Source organism: Streptomyces phaeofaciens (assembly GCF_014648915.1).
GTDB classification, from domain to species: Bacteria; Actinomycetota; Actinomycetes; order Streptomycetales; family Streptomycetaceae; genus Streptomyces; species Streptomyces phaeofaciens.
The window spans coordinates 264,897-280,989 of the sequence record NZ_BMSA01000005.1 but is presented as its reverse complement, the minus strand read 5'-3'; the positions used below and the strand labels follow the sequence as shown (position 1 = coordinate 280,989).

Here is a 16,093-nt window from a genome sequence, read left to right as displayed (position 1 = left end):
GGGCCGAGGGTACTCCACTCGCACGGTCGGTTTCAGGTGGTTGCTGAATATGACACAGCGATGATCCGGTCGGACTAAGCTCGCCCGCGGCGCACCAAGTTGCGGTGTATTCGTGCGCTTGTTCCCAAATATTACGAAGATGCCGACAGATCCCTATACGAGGGTGCCCACATGGCGAGAGTTCAGTCCCCACCCGATCGCCGAGAACTTCCCTCCGCGCGTCTGATCCTGCTGCCCGCGATACTGACGGCCGCGGCGACCGGAGCCGCCGTCGCCCTGGTGGCGGTGCAGGCCCGGCTCGCCGTCGGCGTCTGCGGAGCCGTCGCCACCCTCCTGGTGACCGCGGCGGGGGCCCAGGCGCTGCGCCAGGGCCGACGACTCGGCGAACTGCGCGCCCGGCAGGACCAGCGCATCGCCCACCTCGAACGGCGCGTCGCCACCCACCAGGAGGACAACCGGCGCCTCGCCGACGACATCGTGCCGCTGACCGTGGAGTGGCTGCGCAGCGGAAATTCCCCCAGGGAGGTGATGAACCACCTTCGTGAGGGTGATCCGGCCTATCGCGACCTCGACGACGCCCAGCGCGCGGTGATCCGGAAGGTCCTGGAGATCGTCGACTACGAGGAGGCCCTGCGCGACTCCGCCCAGCGCGCCTTCGTCAGCGTCGCCCGCCGGGTCCAGGCGATCGTCCACCAGCAGTCCGCGGAACTGCGGGAGATGGAGGAGGACCACGGCCGCAACCCCGAGGTCTTCGACGACCTGCTGCGCATCGACCACGGCACCACGCTGATCGGCCGCCTCGCCGACTCCATCGGCGTGATCGGCGGCGGCCGCCCCGGCCGCAGCTGGCCCCAGCCCGTCCCGCTGTACAGCGTGCTGCGCGGCGCCATGTCCCGGATCCTGGACTACCGGCGCATCCAGCTGGACTCCATCGCCAAGGTCAACATCCGCGGCCTCTCCTGCGAGCCGCTCATCCACGCGCTCGCCGAACTCCTCGACAACGCGACCCGCTTCTCGCCGCCCCAGACCAAGGTGCACGTCAACGCCGTAGAGGTGCAGACCGGCATCGCCATCGAGATCGAGGACGCGGGCGTCAGCCTCAGCGAGGAGGCCCGCGCCAAGACCGAGAAGATGCTGGACGACGCCATGCGCGGCGTCACCATCCAGGACCTCGGGGGCGCCCCGCGGCTCGGTCTGGCCGTCGTCGGCCGGCTCTGCACGTCGTTCAACCTCCAGGTCTCGCTGCGCACTTCCGCGTACGGCGGAGTGCGGGCCGTCCTCATCGTGCCCAGCGAGATGATGACCTCCGACCCCGCCCCCGGCTTCGCCCACGGCATCGGCGCCACCGCCGTACCGCAGATCGAACTGGGCGGGATCGAGGGCCCCAAGCGCCCGCCCAAGAAGCGCCGCCCCACCAATCCCAAGATCCCGGCCAACGTCTCGCTGGACGACGACGTCCCCGTGGTCACCGAGTGGACCGAGCAGGGGCTGCCGCAGCGCCGCAGCAAGTCGACGATCTCCATCACCCAGCGCTACCGCGAGGCGTACGCCGCCCAGGCCGCCGAACGCGCGGGCGAGCCGGACCCGTTCGCCCGGCCCCGGCAGGAGCCCGTGCCCGAGCGGAAGAAGCCCGAGCCGGGGCTCGCGTTCGAGGCGTTCTGGGAGGGCCTGAAGAAGGAGGCCCCGCCCGGCGTGCACCCCACCGACTTCACCCGCAACCCCACCGCCTACCTGCACCTGATCGAAGACAAGGCCAAGACCGAGGCCGACGATGAAGGGGACCTCACGTGATCCAGCAGCGCCAGAACTTCGACTGGGTGCTCAAGGAGCTGTACGACGGCGTTCCGGGCATCGAGATGATCGTCGTCCTCTCCGCCGACGGACTGCGCATCGCCCGTTACGCCGGTGAGCCCGATGCCGCCGACCGGGTCGCCGCCGCCTGCGCGGGCCTGCAGAGCCTGGCCGGCGCCGTCGCCCAGGAGATGCCCTCCGTCAACGGCGACATGAACCTCGTCATGATCGAGATGGACGGCGGCTACTTCTACATGATGTCCGCCGGCGCCAACGCCTATCTCGCGGTCCTCGCCGACGTGCGCTGCGAACCCGGGCGGATGAGCGCCTCGATGCGCGACCTGGTGGTCCGGATCGGCGCCCATCTGACCAGTCCGCCCCGCCGGAACGGGCACCCCGTATGACGCCTCCGCAACGCCGGCGGCGCCACCCCGTACCCGAGCCGGTCCCGGCACCTCCCCCGGCCCCCGAGCCCGTCGAGCAGGAGGAGCAGGAGGAGGGGGAGAAGAAGAACCCCGAGCGCCTGTACATCATCACGGGCCCGGACGGCGAGCGGGCGCCCCTCGACCTGGTGACCTTAATCGTGGCGCGTGCCGAACCCCCGTCGTCGGCCACCCCGGAACAGACGGCGGTGCTGCGGATGTGCGGCGCCCCGCTGTCGGTGGCCGAGGTGTCGGCCTATCTCGGCCTGCCGTTCAGTGTGGTGTCGGTGCTGCTCACCGAGATGCTGGCGGCCGAACTCGTGCAGGCACGCGCCCCGATCGTCCGGCAGCACCTCCCCGACCGGTCCCTTCTCGAAGCGGTGATGCATGGACTTCAACGGCTCTGACACGATCCCCGGCCCACGGGCCGAGGACCATCTCCCGCAGAGCACGACGGCGGCGGCGAAGATCGTCATCGTGGGCGGCTTCGGCGTCGGCAAGACGACGATGGTCGGCTCCGTCAGCGAGATCAAGCCGCTGACCACCGAGGAGACCATGACCCAGGCCGGCATCGGGGTCGACGACAACTACGGCTCGGAGACCAAGACCGCCACCACGGTCGCCATGGACTTCGGCCGGATCCGCATCACCGACGAGGTCGTCCTCTATCTCTTCGGCACGCCCGGCCAGGAACGCTTCTGGTTCCTGTGGGAGGGCCTCTTCGAGGGCGCCCTCGGCGCGGTCGTCCTGGTCGACACCCGCCGTCTGGAGGTCAGCTTCGAGGTCATGGGCCGGCTGGAGGAGCGCGGCGTGCCCTTCGTGGTCGCCGTCAACACCTTCCCGGACGGCCCTCGTTACCCGCTCGACGACCTGCGCTCCGCCCTCGACCTGGCACCCGAGATCCCGATCGTGGAGTGCGACGCCCGCCGCCGGGCCTCCAGCCGCGACGTCCTGATGACGCTGATGCGCTTCCTGCACGCCCTGGCCCTGAGCAACGGCCTGGCCTGAACCGGCCGCACCCGCACCACCCGCTTCCCCCGTCGTCACCCGCACCGCCGTACCCCCCTGACAGCGACCGACCACAGTTTCGGAGCGACCCCCTGTGACGCCTGAACACCCGACCTCGACCGGTCCGCACGATCTCGCCCTCGACCCGCCGCCCGGCTGCCCCGCGCACGGCCGCGGCCCCGGGGGACTGCAACGCCTCTACGGCCCCGGCACCGAGGAGCTGGGCGAGCTGTACGAGCAGCTCCGCGAGGAGCACGGCCCGGTCGCACCGGCCCTGCTCCACGACGACCTGCCCATCTGGATCGTCCTCGGCCACGCCGAGAACCTTCAGATGGCCCGCACACCGTCGCACTTCACCAAGGACACCCGGCTCTGGTCGCCGATGCGGGAGGGCAAGGTCAGGCCCGACCATCCGCTCATGCCGCACATCGCCTGGCAGCCCATCTGCGCCCACGCCGAGGGCGACGAGCACAAGCGCCTGCGGGGCGCGGTGACCTCGGCCATGGCGACCCTCGACGAGCGCAGCGTGCGCCGGTACATCCACCGGGCCACGCAATCCCTGGTCAACCGCTTCTGCGAGGAGGGCCGGGCCGATCTGGTCGGCCAGTTCGCCGAGCATCTGCCGATGGCGGTGATGTGCCAGATCCTCGGCATGCCCGACGAGTACAACGACCGGATGGTCGCCGCCGCCCGGGACGCGCTCAAGGGCAGCGAGACCGCCGTCGCCAGCCACGAGTACGTCGTGGACGCGCTGAGCCGGCTCACCACCCGCCGCCGCGCCCAGCCCGGCGAGGACTTCACCAGCCATCTCATCACCCACCCGGCCGGGCTCACCGACGACGAGGTCCGCGAACATCTGCGCCTGGTGCTCTTCGCCGCCTACGAGGCGACGGTCAACCTCCTGTCCAACGTGTTGCGCATGGTCCTCACCGACCCGCGCTTCCTCGCCCAGCTCAACGGCGGCGAGATGACGGTGCCGGAGGCGGTCGAGCAGGTCCTGTGGGACGAGCCGCCGTTCAGCACGATCTTCGCCTACATCGCCAAGCAGGACACCGAGCTGGGCGGCCAGCGCATCCGCAAGGGCGACGGCCTGTTCTTCGCCCCGGCCCCCGGCAACCTCGACCCCCGGGTGCGTCCCGACCTCTCCGCCCACATGCGGGGCAACCGCTCCCACCTCGCCTTCGGCGGCGGCCCGCACGAGTGCCCCGGCCAGGACGTCGGCCGCGCCATCGCCGACGTCGGCGTCGACGCGCTCCTGACACGGCTGCCCGATGTCCAGCTCGACTGCGAGGAGGACGAGCTGCGCTGGACGACGTCCATCGCCTCACGGCACCTGGTGGAGCTGCCGGTCCACTTCGAGCCGAGGCCGCAGCAGGAGGAGGCCAAGCTCAGGCCGAGCCACGCACAGGTCCCGCCGCAGCGGGCGGGCCGCCCGACACCCGCCACCCCGACGCCGGCGCCGCCCGCCCCGGAGCCGGTCCGGCCCGGGCCGGTTCCGCACCCCGCGCGCCGGCCGAACGCCTGGCGGCGGTTCCTGTCCTGGTGGCGGGGGTACTGACCCGCGCCCCGTACGGCGGCGGAGGCCGGCCCGGCCCCCGCCGCCCGGCCGTGGTCAGCCGCCCGCGGCCCAACGGTCGTACGACTCCCACGCGCCGAGCACCCGTCGGCTCCGCAGCCGGTGCTCCGCCCCCGTCATCGGATCGGTGAACTCCAGCTCCCGCGCGAGCAGTTGCAGCGGGCGCCGGAAGTCGCCGGGCGGCACGGGGGCGGCCACCTCCGGGTAGAGCGGGTCGCCGAGGATCGGCACACCCAGCGCGCTCATGTGCACCCGCAGCTGATGGGTCTGCCCGGTCTCCGGGACCAGCCGGTAGCGGGCCAGCCCGTCCGCGCGGTGCTCGACGGGCTCGATCCGGCTGACCGCGTTGGGCTCGCCCGGCACCTCGCGCGCGGCCATGGTCCCGCGCTCCTTCACGATCCGGCTGCGCACCGTCACCGGCCACGCGCGCGAGGCGTCGTAGGGGGCGACGGCCTCGTACACCTTGCGCACCCGCCGGTCGCTGAAGAGCGTCTGGTACGCGCCGCGTTCCTGCGGCCGCACCGTGAACAGCACCAGCCCGGCGGTGAGCCGGTCCAGGCGGTGCGCGGCGCCGAGGGTGGGGATGTCCAGCTCCCGCCGCAGCCGGGCCAGCGCGGTCTCGGTGACATGGCTGCCGCGCGGGGTGGTGGCCAGGAAGTGCGGCTTGTCGACGACGACGAGGTGCGCGTCGCGGTGGACCACCTCCAGCGGGAAGGGCACCGGCACCTCGTCGGGCAGCTCCCGGTGGAACCAGACGAACATCCCCGGCACGTACGCCGTGTCCGGCGCCACCGCCCGTCCGTCCGCGCCGACGATCAGCCCGGCCCGCAGCATCCCGTCGACGACCCCGGGCCCGGCCCCGCCGAGCCGTTCCACGAGATGCTCGCGCACGGTGGCCCAGTGCCCCTCGCCCGGCAGCCGCACCCGCATCGCGTCGATTCCGTCGCGCTGCGGCAGGGGGGAGGGCGGGGGCGGGGTACGGCGTCTCATCGGGATCAAGCCTACGGGGACTCGGGACCAGGCCTACGGGGACTCGGGATCGGGCCACGGGGCCGGGGAAAACCCGTTGGCCGCCCCGAGAACCGTTGGCAGGATGCGGATCATGCCTTTCACGACCGGCTTCGTCCTGCCCGCGGGAGCCCTCTCCCGCGCCCCGCAGCCCGTGCTCCCCACCGGTGACGGACTGGTCCTGCGTCCGTGGCGGGCCGAGGACGCCCCCGCCGTCCACGCCGTCTTCCAGGACCCGCTGATGCACCAGTGGCACATCCGGTCCTCCGACTCCGAGGCGGAGGCCGCCGGCTGGATCGAGGAGTGGCGTGCGAGCTGGGAGGCGGAACGGGACGCCCAGTGGGCCGTCGCCGACGCGGAGAGCGACGCGTTGCTCGGGCGGGTCGCGCTGCGGGGCATCGTGTTGAGCGAGGGTGTGGCCGAGGTCGCCTACTGGACCGCGGCGGCGGCCCGCGGGCGGGGCGTCGCGGCCCGTGCCACGACCGCCCTCACCCGCTGGGCCTTCGACGAGATCGGCTTCCACCGCCTGGAGCTGATGCACTCCGTCGCCAATCCGGCCTCCTGCCGCGTCGCCACCAAGGCCGGCTTCACCCTGGAGGGCACCAAGCGCAGCGCCACCCTCCACCCGGACGGCTGGCACGACATGCACCTGCACGCGCGCGTACAGGACGACCGGGCCAGGCCGTAGGGCGGACCCCGGGGCAGATGCCGGGTCGGATCCCGGGCCAGGACCCGCCCGCCCGGCCGCGCCCGGCCCCGGGCGGCTACGCCGGTACGGTCTCCGGTACGGCACCGGCCGCCGTCCGCCGCCGGTACGCCCGGTAGCCGGCGCCCGCCGCCACCGTCGCGCCCAGGAACAGCAGGGTGAACCACTGGAAGTACCAGTGCCCGCCCGCCGGGTCGTACACCGCCGCCCGGGGCCAGGCCAGGTTGACGGTCATCAGCAGGCCGTAGAGCAGGGCGAGGGCGTTGACGGGGATGCCCCAGCGGCCCAGGGAGAAGAGCGGGGCGCCGCTCTCGTCGGTGCCGGACGGGGCGCTGCCGGGGAACCCGCCGCGCAGCCGGCGCACCAGCAGCGGGCCGGTGACCATCGCGTACGCCAGGTACAGCATCACGATGCAGGTGGTGCCGATGGCCAGGAAGGCGTCCGGTGAGGCGAAGTTGAGCAGCAGCAGGGCGGCCGCGAGGACGCCCACCACGAGGGCGGGAGCGTTCGGCATGCCCGTGCGCGGGTGCACGCGGGCGAGGCGGGCCGAGAAGGGGAGCTGTCCGTCGCGGGCCATGGAGAACAGCATCCGGCAGGCCGCCGTCTGGATGGCGAGGGTGGCCACCGCGATCGCCACCACCACGTCCGCGAGGAGCACCTTGCCGACGCCGTCGCCCAGGCTGCTGGTGAGGACGTAGCTGAGCCCGTCGACGGCGAGCCGTCCGTCGGTGAGGCTGGGCGCCGCGAGCAGCCCGCCCAGGACGATCAGCCCGCCGAGGAGGCCGGCCGCGCCGAGCGCGGTGAGGATCGTCCGGGGCGCGGTACGGCGCGGATGGTGCGTCTCCTCGCTCATCTCGCCCGCGCTGTCGAAGCCGATCATCACGTAGGCGGCGGTGAACGAGCCGACGAGCAGTGCCGCGAAGAGGCCGTTCTGCGCGGCCCCGTCGGTGTGGAAGGTGATGGTCGGCGTGCGCTCGGAGTGCGTGAGCAGCAGGACGACGATGAGCACCGCCCCGATGATCTCGGCGGTCACCCCGACCCGGTTGATCACGGACATCACGCGGTTGTCGACGACGTTCACCAGGGTCGTCAGCGCCAGCAGGGCCACGCCGAGCAGTGCCGCGTTGGCCGCGCCGTCCGGTGAGGTGGGGGCGGGGTCGGTGCCGATCAGCTGGAAGCCCGACCAGATCGCGGGCAGCACCATCTGGAGCGCGAGGGCGGCCGCGGCGACGACCACGATCTGTCCGATCACCATGATCCAGCCGGCGAACCAGCCGAAGGCCGGCGTCGACAGCCGCGACGACCACTGGTAGATCGCGCCCGAGATCGGATAGCGCGCGGCCAGTTCCGCGAAGCAGGCGGCCACCAGCAGCTGGCCGGCCAGCACCACCGGCCAGGCCCAGAAGAAGACGGGGCCGCCGAACGCGTACCCGAAGGCGAAGAACTGGAAGACGGTCGTCAGGACGGAGATGAAGGAGAACCCGGCGGCGAACGAGGCGTACCGGCCGAGGCTGCGGTGCAGTTCCTGGCGGTAGCCGAACGCGGCGAGGGAGCCGTCGTCCGGCTCGGGGGCGCGCGGCGGGTCGGGACGTACGTCGGCGGGAGAGGTGGTCGTCACGGCGGCACCTGCCTTGGGCGTGAATTCCTGTCGGGCGACAGAAATTAGGGACGGCCTGTTTCCTGCGCGTCACATGGCCGTGTCCGGGGCGGGCCCAAGTCCTCACGTTCCGACGCCGGGCACCCGATCGCGATATGTCGTGTCTGTTGACCCGAGATAGTGCTCGCGATATGTTCGGCTACGGATATTCGGATGCGAGGTGAAAGGGGGCCGGTCGTGCCGGGCAAGCGACGCAAGCTGACCAATCCGCTGGCGCTGACCGTGATGACCACGCTCTGGCAGAAGCCGATGCATCCCTACGAGATCGCCCAGACCCTGCGCCGCCAGGGCAAGGACGCCAGCACGAAGACCAACTACGGCTCGCTCTACACGGTCGTGCAGAACCTCGAGAAGTACGGCTTCGTCGAGGTGGTCGACGTGGAGCGGCGCGGCAACCGGCCCGAGCGCACGGTCTACGCGCTCACGGACGCCGGCCGCAACGAGATGACCGAGTGGCTGTCGGACCTGGTCGCGATCCCGGCCAAGGAGTACCCGATCTTCGAGACCGCGCTCTCCCTGCTCGGGGCGCTGCCCCCGGACGACGTGGTGCGGCTTCTCGAGGACCGGCTGTCCGCGCTGGACGTGGAGGTGACGAGCGGACGGGCGGTGCTGGCGAAGCTCTACGAGACGCTGCCCCGGCTGTTCCTCGTCGAGGTCGAGTACCACCTGCACCTGGTCGAGGCGCAGGCGGAGTGGGTGCGCGGCTTCCTCGACGAGATCAGGAAGGGCTCGCTGCCCGGCGTCGACGTCTGGCGGCGATTCCACGAGACGGGGGAGCTGCCACCGGAGTTCACCTAGAACAAGCGGACCCCGGCGGAGCTGTTGCAGCAGCCCCGGCCGGGGTCCCGGACCCCGAACCGAAACCACGGTGAGGCAGTTCCGGCGATCGAGGTGCGGCACACCCAGGATAGCCCGGCGCTCTTCACGTGGATCTTTTCGTCATGCATCCAGGAGAGCCGAGTCATGAGCATGAGTACGAGCACGAGTACGCCTTCGCGTGCGACCCGTGCGCCCGCGGTCGAGGCGCGCGGGCTGGTCAAGACCTACCCCGGTGAGGTCACCGCCCTCAACGGGATGGACGTCACCGTCGAGGCCGGCACGGTCTTCGGACTGCTCGGCCCCAACGGCGCCGGCAAGTCCACCACCGTCAAGATCCTCACCACCCTGGCCCGCCCCGACTCCGGCTCGGCCACCGTCGCCGGGCACGACGTGCTGCGCCACCCGGACCGGGTGCGCCGCGCGATCGGTGTGGTCGCACAGAACTCTGGCGCCGACCCGGTCGCCACCGGCCGGGAGAACCTCCGTCTCCAGGGCCGGCTCCACGGCATGAAGGGCACGGGCCTGGACCGGCGGGTCGACGAGCTGCTGGAGCGCTTCACACTCACCGAGGCCGCCCGGCGCCCGGTCAAGGGCTACTCCGGCGGGATGCGGCGCCGCCTCGATGTCGCGCTGGGGCTGGTGCACCGGCCCGAGGTGCTCTTCCTCGACGAGCCCACCACGGGTCTGGACCCCGAGGCCCGCACCGCGATGTGGGACGAGATCGGCCGGCTGGCCGGCGAGGACGGCCTCACCATCCTGCTCACCACGCACTACCTGGAGGAGGCCGACCGGCTCGCCGAGCGCGTGGCCATCGTCGACCGCGGCCGGGTCGTGGTCAGCGGCACCCCCGACGCCCTCAAGGGCGAACTTCGCGGCGACGCCGTGCACGTGGAGCTGCGCACCGCGCTCGGCGAGGCGGGCCGCACGCTGCTCGACGGCGCCCTCGGCGGACTGCCCGGGGTGCACGAGGTGCTCTGCGAGGGGCGCCGGGTGAGCGTCCGCGCCGACGACGGGGCGGCCGCCGTACCCGTGCTGCTCGGCGCGCTGGAGCGGGCCGGGGCCGCCGTCGCCACCGCGACCGTCGCCCGGCCCTCCCTCGACGACGTCTATCTCCGGTACGCCGGCCGCCGGTACGCCGAGGCCGGCACCGGCTCCCTCGCTCTCGCCGGAGGTGCCCGATGACCACGGCCGTCACCCAGACCTGGTACATGACCCAGCGTCAGCTGATGGTGTTCGCCCGGCAGCCCGCCTACGCGGTGATCATGCTGGTCCAGCCGGTCGTCTGGCTGTTCCTGTTCGGCGCTCTGTTCCGCAACGTCGTCGAGCTGGGCGGCTTCGGCACCACCTCCTACCTCGACTACCTGGTGCCGGGTGTGGTGGTGATGAGCGCGCTCGGCTCCAACATGTGGGCGGGCATGGGCACCTTGGAGGAGATCCAGCGCGGCACGCTCGACCGGTTCCTGACGACTCCGGCGAGCCGGGCCGCGCTGATGAACGGCAACGTCGTGCACAACGGCATCGTCACCGCGTTCCAGTCGGTCGTCATCGTGCTGCTCGGGCTGCTGGGCGGCGCGGACTACCCGGGCGGGGTCACCGGCGTCCTGGTCCTGGTCGTCGCCTCGGTGCTGCTGGGCACGGTGTTCGGAGCGCTGTCCAACGCGCTCGGCATGCTGGTGCGGGAGCGGGAGTCGATCATCGGCATCAACACGTTCCTGCTGCTGCCGCTGACCTTTCTGTCCTCCGCCTTCATGGCTCCGGACCAGATGCCGTCGTGGATGCGGCACATCGCCGACTTCAATCCGCTGAACTGGGCGATGACGGCGGGCCGTTCGGCGCTGTCCGCGGATCCCGACCCGGGCGCCGTCCTCTACCGCGGCGGGGCGCTGCTCGCGCTGGCGGTGGCGGCGGTCTGGCTGTCGATCCGGACGTTGCGCTCGTACCAGCGGTCGGTGTAGCACGTCAGGACGCACGGTCTCACCGGCGGCCCGCTCCACCGGCGCGGGCCGCTTCCGTCGGGGTCACGCGGCGGGTGCCGCGCCCTCCTGCTCCTCCTCCACGCGGGCGTTCCACTCCCGCTTCGCGGCCTGCCAGCCGTCCTCGTTGTGGCCGAGCCGCCAGTAGCCGGAGATGGACAGGTCCTCGCGCGGGATCTGGAGCTCGACGCGCAGCATCCGGCGCAGGTCCTTGACGGCCGCCGCCTCGCCGTGCACGAAGGCGTGGACGCGGCCCTCGGGGAACTCCAGTGCGCGGACGGCCTCGACGAGCATCTCGCCGACGGGCCGCTCGCCGCGGTGCAGCCAGGTGACCGTCACATCGGAGTCGATCTTCTGTTCCTCGTCCGGGCCCTCCACCTCGATGAAGGCGTGGGCCGGGGTGCCGGCGGGCAGGGCCTCCAGGGCGGCCGCGATGGCGGGCAGGGCGCTCTCGTCGCCGGCGAGGAGGTGCCAGTCGGCGGCCGTGTCGGGGGCGTAGGCGCCGCCGGGGCCCATGAAGCGGACGGTCTCGCCCGGCCGGACGCGCGCCGCCCACGGACCGGCCAGGCCCTCGTCACCGTGGATCACGAAGTCCAGGGTCAGCTCGCGGTGTTCGGCGTTCCAGTGGCGAACGGTGTACGTCCGGGTCACGGGCCACTGCTCGCGCGGGAACTCCGCCCGGATCCGCTCCAGGTCGAAGGGCTCCGGGTAGGTCACCCCGTCGGGGCCGAAGAGCAGTTTGACGTAGTGGTCGGTGCAGGTGCCCGCCGTGAACTCCGTCAGACCGTCACCGCCGAGCACGACCCGCTGCATGTGCGGGGTCAGCCGTTCCGTGCGGACGACCTGCGCGGAGTGGGGTTTCCGCGGCTTCCGTGCCGGACGCTCTGCCATGACGGCCTCCCGTGTGGGTATGGTTAGGTTTACCTAAGTTAGCATCCCGCCCCCTCGTGATGCTCCCCCCTCGAGAGGTGGATTCACCTCATTCGACGAGGATGACTTTTCGCCATGGCGAATGTCATTCCCCTGCGCGAGAACAATGCTTACGCGCTCAGGGTGGCCAGCAGCCGCTGCAACGATCCGCCGAGGCCCCAGCGCTCCGCCAGCCCCTCCAGTGTCGCCCCGTCGCGCGGTGAGTGCGGCAGCGCGGTCCGTACGTCCGGCAACGGCACGTCGGCGGCCACCCGGACCACCGTCGGCGCGACCGCGAGATAGGGCCGGGCCTCGTCGAGCCGCTTGCGCTGCGAGGGGGTGAGCTTCGCCTTCGGGTCCTCGACCGCCGCCATGATCCCGGCCAGGTCGCCGAACTCGGCCAGCAGTTTCGACGCGGTCTTCTCGCCGATCCCGGGCACGCCCGGCAGGCCGTCGCTCGGGTCGCCCCGCAGCAGTGCCAGATCCGCGTAACCGGGCCCGTCGACACCGTACTTCTCGCGCAGCCAGGCCTCGTCGGTCAGTTGGAGGGTGCCGACGCCCTTCAGCGGGTACAGCACTCGCACCCCGCGCGCGTCGTCCACCAGCTGGTAGAGGTCGCGGTCGCCGGTGACGATGTCGACCGGACCGCGCGCCCGCGCGGTGAAGGTGCCGATCACGTCGTCCGCCTCGTACCCGGCGACGCCCACGCGGGCGATGCCCAGTGCGTCCAGGACGGCCTCGATGACCGGCACCTGCGGCGACAGCGTGTCCGGCACCTCCTCCTCGTCCGGGCCGGCCGCGCGCTCCTCGGCGACCCGGTGCGCCTTGTAGGACGGGATCAGGTCGACCCGCCACTTCGGACGCCAGTCGGCGTCCATGCAGGCCACCAGCTCGTCCGGCCGGTGGTCCTTGACCAGCCGGTCGATGAATTCCAGCAGGCCGCGCACGGCGTTCACGGGCGTGCCGTCCGGTGCCTTCACCGAGTCCGGGACGCCGAAGTAGGCGCGGAAGTAGAGCGAGGCGGTGTCGAGGAGCATCAGTCGTCCGGTCACGCCTCGCATCATGCCGCACGGCCGCCCGTGTGACCGGCCGGTATTCACTCCCGTGGCACGCGGGAATCTCCGCCCACCCATTGTGAGCCGGACCACTCGTACGTTTGACCCCTTCGGACCAGGGCAGGCGCCGCCTCGGAGTGGTGCGAGGTTGCACGTTCAACCGTTCGCTTTTGCATCAGCATCGGCCGGCGCCGCTCCCGTCCTGTCCCCGAACGATGAGGTACGCGTGTCATCCAGGCTTGAGGCCGAACATCTCTACAAGGTGTTCGGCAGACGAGAGGAAGAGGCGGTCGAACGGCTCCGCGACGGCGCCGACCGGGAGGAGCTGCGCGCCGACGGCACCACCGCCGCCGTCATCGACGCCTCCTTCACCGTGGACCCCGGCCAGATCTTCGTCGTCATGGGCCTGTCCGGCTCCGGGAAGTCCACCCTGCTGCGCATGCTCAACGGGCTGCTGGCGCCGACCGCCGGACGCGTCCTCTTCGACGGCCAGGACCTCACCGCCCTCACCGGCCGTGCCCTGCGCGAGGTCCGCGCCCGGAAGATCAGCATGGTCTTCCAGCACTTCGCGCTCTTCCCGCACCGCAGCGTCCTCGACAACGCCGCCTACGGCCTCGCCGTCCAGGGCGTGCCACGCCCCGAGCGCGAGGAGCGCGCCGCCGAGGCGCTGCGCCTGTGCGGGCTGGCCGGCTGGGAGAAGTCCTGGCCGGACGAGCTGTCCGGCGGCATGCAGCAGCGCGTGGGCCTGGCCCGCGCCCTGGCCACCGACGCCGACCTGCTCCTGATGGACGAGTCCTTCAGCGCGCTGGACCCGCTGATCCGCCGCGACATGCAGGATCAGCTGCTGACGCTCCAGCAGACCCTGAAGAAGACCATCGTGTTCATCACCCACGACCTCAACGAGGCCATGCGCCTGGGCGACCGCATCGCCGTCATGCGCGACGGCCGCATCGTGCAGACCGGCACCGCCGAGGACATCCTGCTGCGCCCGGAGAACGACTACGTCGCCTCCTTCATCCAGGACGTCGACCGCACCCGGGTGCTCACCGCCGCCGCCGTCATGGACGCGCAGGTCCGCGGCGACGAGGCCGACTGCGGCTGCGAGACGGCGACCCCCGACACCCCGTTCACCGCGCTGTGCGCGCTCGGCGCCCGGCTTCCGCACCCCGTCGCCGTCCTCGACGGCGGCCGCGGACTCGTCGGGGTCGTACCGCGACAGCGCCTGCTCCGGTTCCTCGGCGAGAGCCAGGGCGCCCTGCCGGCCCCGGCCACGCCCTGCGACCGCGGGGAGAAGGTGACCGCCCGTGCCTAGGCTCCCTCTCGGCGACGCGGTCGACTCGGGCGTCGACTGGCTCCTCGCCCACATGTCCTGGCTCTTCGACGCGGTCAAGACCCTCGTCGAGGGCCTGTACGACGGCCTCGACGCCGTCCTCACCGCCCCCGAGCCGCTGCTCCTCGCGGGCATCCTCGCGGTGCTCGCCTGGTGGCTGCGCGGACTGGCCGCCGGTGTCCTCGCCTTCGCCGGATTCGCCCTCATCGACTCCCTCGCCCTGTGGGACGAGGCGATGTCGACGCTCTCCCTGGTGCTCGTGGCGACGCTCGTCGCCCTGGTGATCTCGATCCCGCTGGGCATCTGGGCCGCCCGCTCACAGGCGGTCAGCACGGCCGTCCGCCCCGTCCTGGACCTGCTCCAGACGATGCCGTCGATGGTCCTGCTGATCCCGGCCATCCTGTTCTTCGGCATGGGCGTCCCGGCCGGCGTCGTGGCCACCCTGATCTTCGCGCTGGCGCCCGGCGTCCGCATGACCGAGCTGGGCATCCGCCAGGTCGACGCCGAACTCGTCGAGGCGGCCGAGGCGTTCGGCACCCCGCCGCGCGACACCCTGTTCCGCGTGCAGCTGCCGCTCGCCCTGCCCACCGTCATGGCGGGCGTCAACCAGGTCATCATGCTCGGCCTGTCGATGGTCGTCATCGCCGGCATGGTCGGCACCGGCGGCCTCGGCGGCGCCGTCAACGAGGCCATCGGCCAGCTCGACATCGGCCTCGGCTTCGAGGCGGGCCTCGGCATCGTCGTCCTCGCCATCTACCTGGACCGGATGACCGGCGCCCTCGGCACCCGGATCTCTCCGCTGGGCCGCCGCGCCGCCGCCAAGGCCCGCACGACGATGTGGACCCACCGCCCCCGCGCGGCCGTGGCCGCCGTCGGCGTGGCCGTCCTCGCCCTCGCGGCCGGCGGCCTGGGCCTCGCCGGCCCGAAGGACGGCCCGGCGAAGGCCTCCGCCACCGATGTCGGCAAGGGCCGGGAGATCACCATCGGCTACATCCCCTGGGACGAGGGCATCGCCTCCACCTACCTCTGGAAGGAACTCCTGGAGGAACGCGGCTTCGAGGTCACCACCACCCAGTACGCCGCCGGCCCGCTCTACACCGGCCTCGCCACCGGCCGGATCGACTTCCAGACCGACTCCTGGCTGCCCACCACCCACGCCGAGTACTGGAAGAAGTACGGCGATCAGCTCGCCGATCTCGGCACCTGGTACGGCCCCACCTCCCTGGAGCTGTCCGTCCCCTCGTACGTGAAGGACGTGAACTCCCTCGCGGACCTGAAGGCGCACGCCTCCGAGTTCGGCGGCCGGATCACCGGCATCGAGCCCAGCGCCGGAATGATGGGCCTGCTCAAGGACAAGGTGCTCGAGCGGTACGGCCTCGACGGCGCGTACAGGGTCGTCGACGGCTCCACCCCCGCGATGCTCGCCGAACTGGAGCGGGCGTACGCCAGGAAGGAGCCGATTCTGGTCACCCTCTGGTCGCCACACTGGGCGTACAGCGAGTACGGCCTCAAGAAGCTGAAGGACCCCGCGGGCGCCTGGGGCGAGGGCGACGGCGTGCACACCGTGGCCCGCAAGGACCTCGCCGCCGACCAGCCCGAGGTCGGCGCCTGGCTGAAGGACTTCTCCATGACGGAGGAGCAGCTCACCGGGCTGGAGGCGCGGATCCAGAAGGCCGGCAAGGGCCAGGAGCAGGACGCGGTCCGTACCTGGCTGAAGGAACACCCCGGTCTGGTCGAGAAATGGGTACCGGTACCCGAAACGGGGGAGAAGAGCCGGGCGGCCGGGTGACCTGACAGCCCCGTCACCGCCTGTCGAGGGGCGGGCACCGGCACATGTCC

The 16,093-nt window shown here is 71.9% G+C and carries 15 protein-coding genes; 11 read left to right on the top strand and 4 right to left on the bottom strand.

Translation table 11 applies throughout. From position 1 onward, the window contains the following. Positions 1-171 precede the first annotated feature (171 nt). The 5 genes from IE275_RS12785 (at position 172) to IE275_RS12765 (ending at position 4,779) form a co-directional block, all read left to right on the top strand. Entirely contained in the window at positions 172-1,791 is a 1,620-nt protein-coding gene (locus tag IE275_RS12785; RefSeq protein WP_229870213.1) for a sensor histidine kinase, read from the top strand. Next, positions 1,788-2,195, top strand: a complete 408-nt coding sequence (locus IE275_RS12780) for a roadblock/LC7 domain-containing protein (protein ID WP_189710988.1) — start codon at positions 1,788-1,790, stop codon at positions 2,193-2,195. The genes IE275_RS12785 and IE275_RS12780 overlap by 4 nt, the downstream gene beginning before the upstream one ends. Beyond that, entirely contained in the window at positions 2,192-2,620 is a 429-nt protein-coding gene (locus IE275_RS12775; RefSeq protein ID WP_189710986.1) for a DUF742 domain-containing protein, read from the top strand. The genes IE275_RS12780 and IE275_RS12775 overlap by 4 nt, the downstream gene beginning before the upstream one ends. After that, a complete protein-coding gene (locus tag IE275_RS12770; RefSeq protein WP_189710985.1) occupies positions 2,601-3,221 on the top strand; it encodes a GTP-binding protein in 621 nt (206 codons plus the stop codon). The genes IE275_RS12775 and IE275_RS12770 overlap by 20 nt, the downstream gene beginning before the upstream one ends. Positions 3,222-3,315: 94 nt before the next feature. Then, entirely contained in the window at positions 3,316-4,779 is a 1,464-nt protein-coding gene (locus IE275_RS12765) for a cytochrome P450 (RefSeq protein ID WP_189710983.1), read from the top strand. 54 nt (positions 4,780-4,833) lie between these two features. On the opposite strand, the gene IE275_RS12760 is transcribed toward IE275_RS12765, so the two are convergent. Continuing rightward, on the bottom strand, positions 4,834-5,787 hold the full coding sequence (locus IE275_RS12760; RefSeq protein WP_189710981.1) for an RluA family pseudouridine synthase: 954 nt from the start codon (positions 5,785-5,787) through the stop codon (positions 4,834-4,836). A 112-nt stretch (positions 5,788-5,899) separates the two neighbouring features. On the opposite strand from IE275_RS12760, the gene IE275_RS12755 reads away from it, so the two are divergent. After that, positions 5,900-6,493: a GNAT family N-acetyltransferase gene (locus tag IE275_RS12755; protein ID WP_189710979.1), complete on the top strand. Its 594-nt coding sequence runs from the start codon at positions 5,900-5,902 to the stop codon at positions 6,491-6,493. Between the two features lie 76 nt (positions 6,494-6,569). On the opposite strand, the gene IE275_RS12750 is transcribed toward IE275_RS12755, so the two are convergent. Then, entirely contained in the window at positions 6,570-8,129 is a 1,560-nt protein-coding gene (locus IE275_RS12750; RefSeq protein ID WP_189710977.1) for an amino acid permease, read from the bottom strand. A 216-nt stretch (positions 8,130-8,345) separates the two neighbouring features. On the opposite strand from IE275_RS12750, the gene IE275_RS12745 reads away from it, so the two are divergent. The 3 genes from IE275_RS12745 (at position 8,346) to IE275_RS12735 (ending at position 10,942) form a co-directional block, all read left to right on the top strand. Next, positions 8,346-8,966, top strand: coding sequence for a PadR family transcriptional regulator (locus IE275_RS12745; protein ID WP_229870212.1), 621 nt, complete (start codon positions 8,346-8,348; stop codon positions 8,964-8,966). Between the two features lie 165 nt (positions 8,967-9,131). Next, on the top strand, positions 9,132-10,169 hold the full coding sequence (locus tag IE275_RS12740; RefSeq protein WP_229870211.1) for an ABC transporter ATP-binding protein: 1,038 nt from the start codon (positions 9,132-9,134) through the stop codon (positions 10,167-10,169). Further along, positions 10,166-10,942 carry an ABC transporter permease gene (locus tag IE275_RS12735; protein WP_189710974.1) on the top strand — a complete coding sequence of 259 codons (777 nt, stop codon included), beginning with the start codon at positions 10,166-10,168 and terminating at the stop codon, positions 10,940-10,942. Before IE275_RS12740 ends, IE275_RS12735 begins: the two co-directional genes overlap by 4 nt. A 63-nt stretch (positions 10,943-11,005) precedes the next feature. On the opposite strand, the gene IE275_RS12730 is transcribed toward IE275_RS12735, so the two are convergent. Continuing rightward, positions 11,006-11,851: a siderophore-interacting protein gene (locus IE275_RS12730; RefSeq protein ID WP_189710971.1), complete on the bottom strand. Its 846-nt coding sequence runs from the start codon at positions 11,849-11,851 to the stop codon at positions 11,006-11,008. 149 nt (positions 11,852-12,000) lie between these two features. Then, positions 12,001-12,930 (bottom strand): 5'-3' exonuclease, encoded by a 930-nt coding sequence (locus IE275_RS12725; protein ID WP_229870217.1) that lies wholly within the window; start codon positions 12,928-12,930, stop codon positions 12,001-12,003. Positions 12,931-13,150: 220 nt separating this feature from the next. Here IE275_RS12725 and IE275_RS12720 point away from each other — a divergent pair, with 220 nt between their 5' ends. Then, positions 13,151-14,236 carry a quaternary amine ABC transporter ATP-binding protein gene (locus IE275_RS12720; protein WP_189710967.1) on the top strand — a complete coding sequence of 362 codons (1,086 nt, stop codon included), beginning with the start codon at positions 13,151-13,153 and terminating at the stop codon, positions 14,234-14,236. Further along, the gene (locus tag IE275_RS12715; RefSeq protein WP_189710966.1) at positions 14,229-16,043 is read left to right on the top strand and encodes an ABC transporter permease/substrate binding protein; all 1,815 of its coding nucleotides are present in this window, start codon (positions 14,229-14,231) and stop codon (positions 16,041-16,043) included. The genes IE275_RS12720 and IE275_RS12715 overlap by 8 nt, the downstream gene beginning before the upstream one ends. The last annotated feature ends 50 nt before the right edge of the window (positions 16,044-16,093 follow it).

Coding starts and splice junctions, on each gene's coding strand:
- IE275_RS12785 (WP_229870213.1), top strand. CDS start 172: ATGGCGAGAGTTCAGTCCCCACCCGATCGCCGAGAACTTCCCTCCGCG.
- IE275_RS12775 (WP_189710986.1), top strand. CDS start 2,192: ATGACGCCTCCGCAACGCCGGCGGCGCCACCCCGTACCCGAGCCGGTC.
- IE275_RS12770 (WP_189710985.1), top strand. CDS start 2,601: ATGGACTTCAACGGCTCTGACACGATCCCCGGCCCACGGGCCGAGGAC.
- IE275_RS12760 (WP_189710981.1), bottom strand. CDS start 5,787: ATGAGACGCCGTACCCCGCCCCCGCCCTCCCCCCTGCCGCAGCGCGAC.
- IE275_RS12755 (WP_189710979.1), top strand. CDS start 5,900: ATGCCTTTCACGACCGGCTTCGTCCTGCCCGCGGGAGCCCTCTCCCGC.
- IE275_RS12740 (WP_229870211.1), top strand. CDS start 9,132: ATGAGCATGAGTACGAGCACGAGTACGCCTTCGCGTGCGACCCGTGCG.
- IE275_RS12735 (WP_189710974.1), top strand. CDS start 10,166: ATGACCACGGCCGTCACCCAGACCTGGTACATGACCCAGCGTCAGCTG.
- IE275_RS12730 (WP_189710971.1), bottom strand. CDS start 11,851: ATGGCAGAGCGTCCGGCACGGAAGCCGCGGAAACCCCACTCCGCGCAG.
- IE275_RS12725 (WP_229870217.1), bottom strand. CDS start 12,930: ATGCGAGGCGTGACCGGACGACTGATGCTCCTCGACACCGCCTCGCTC.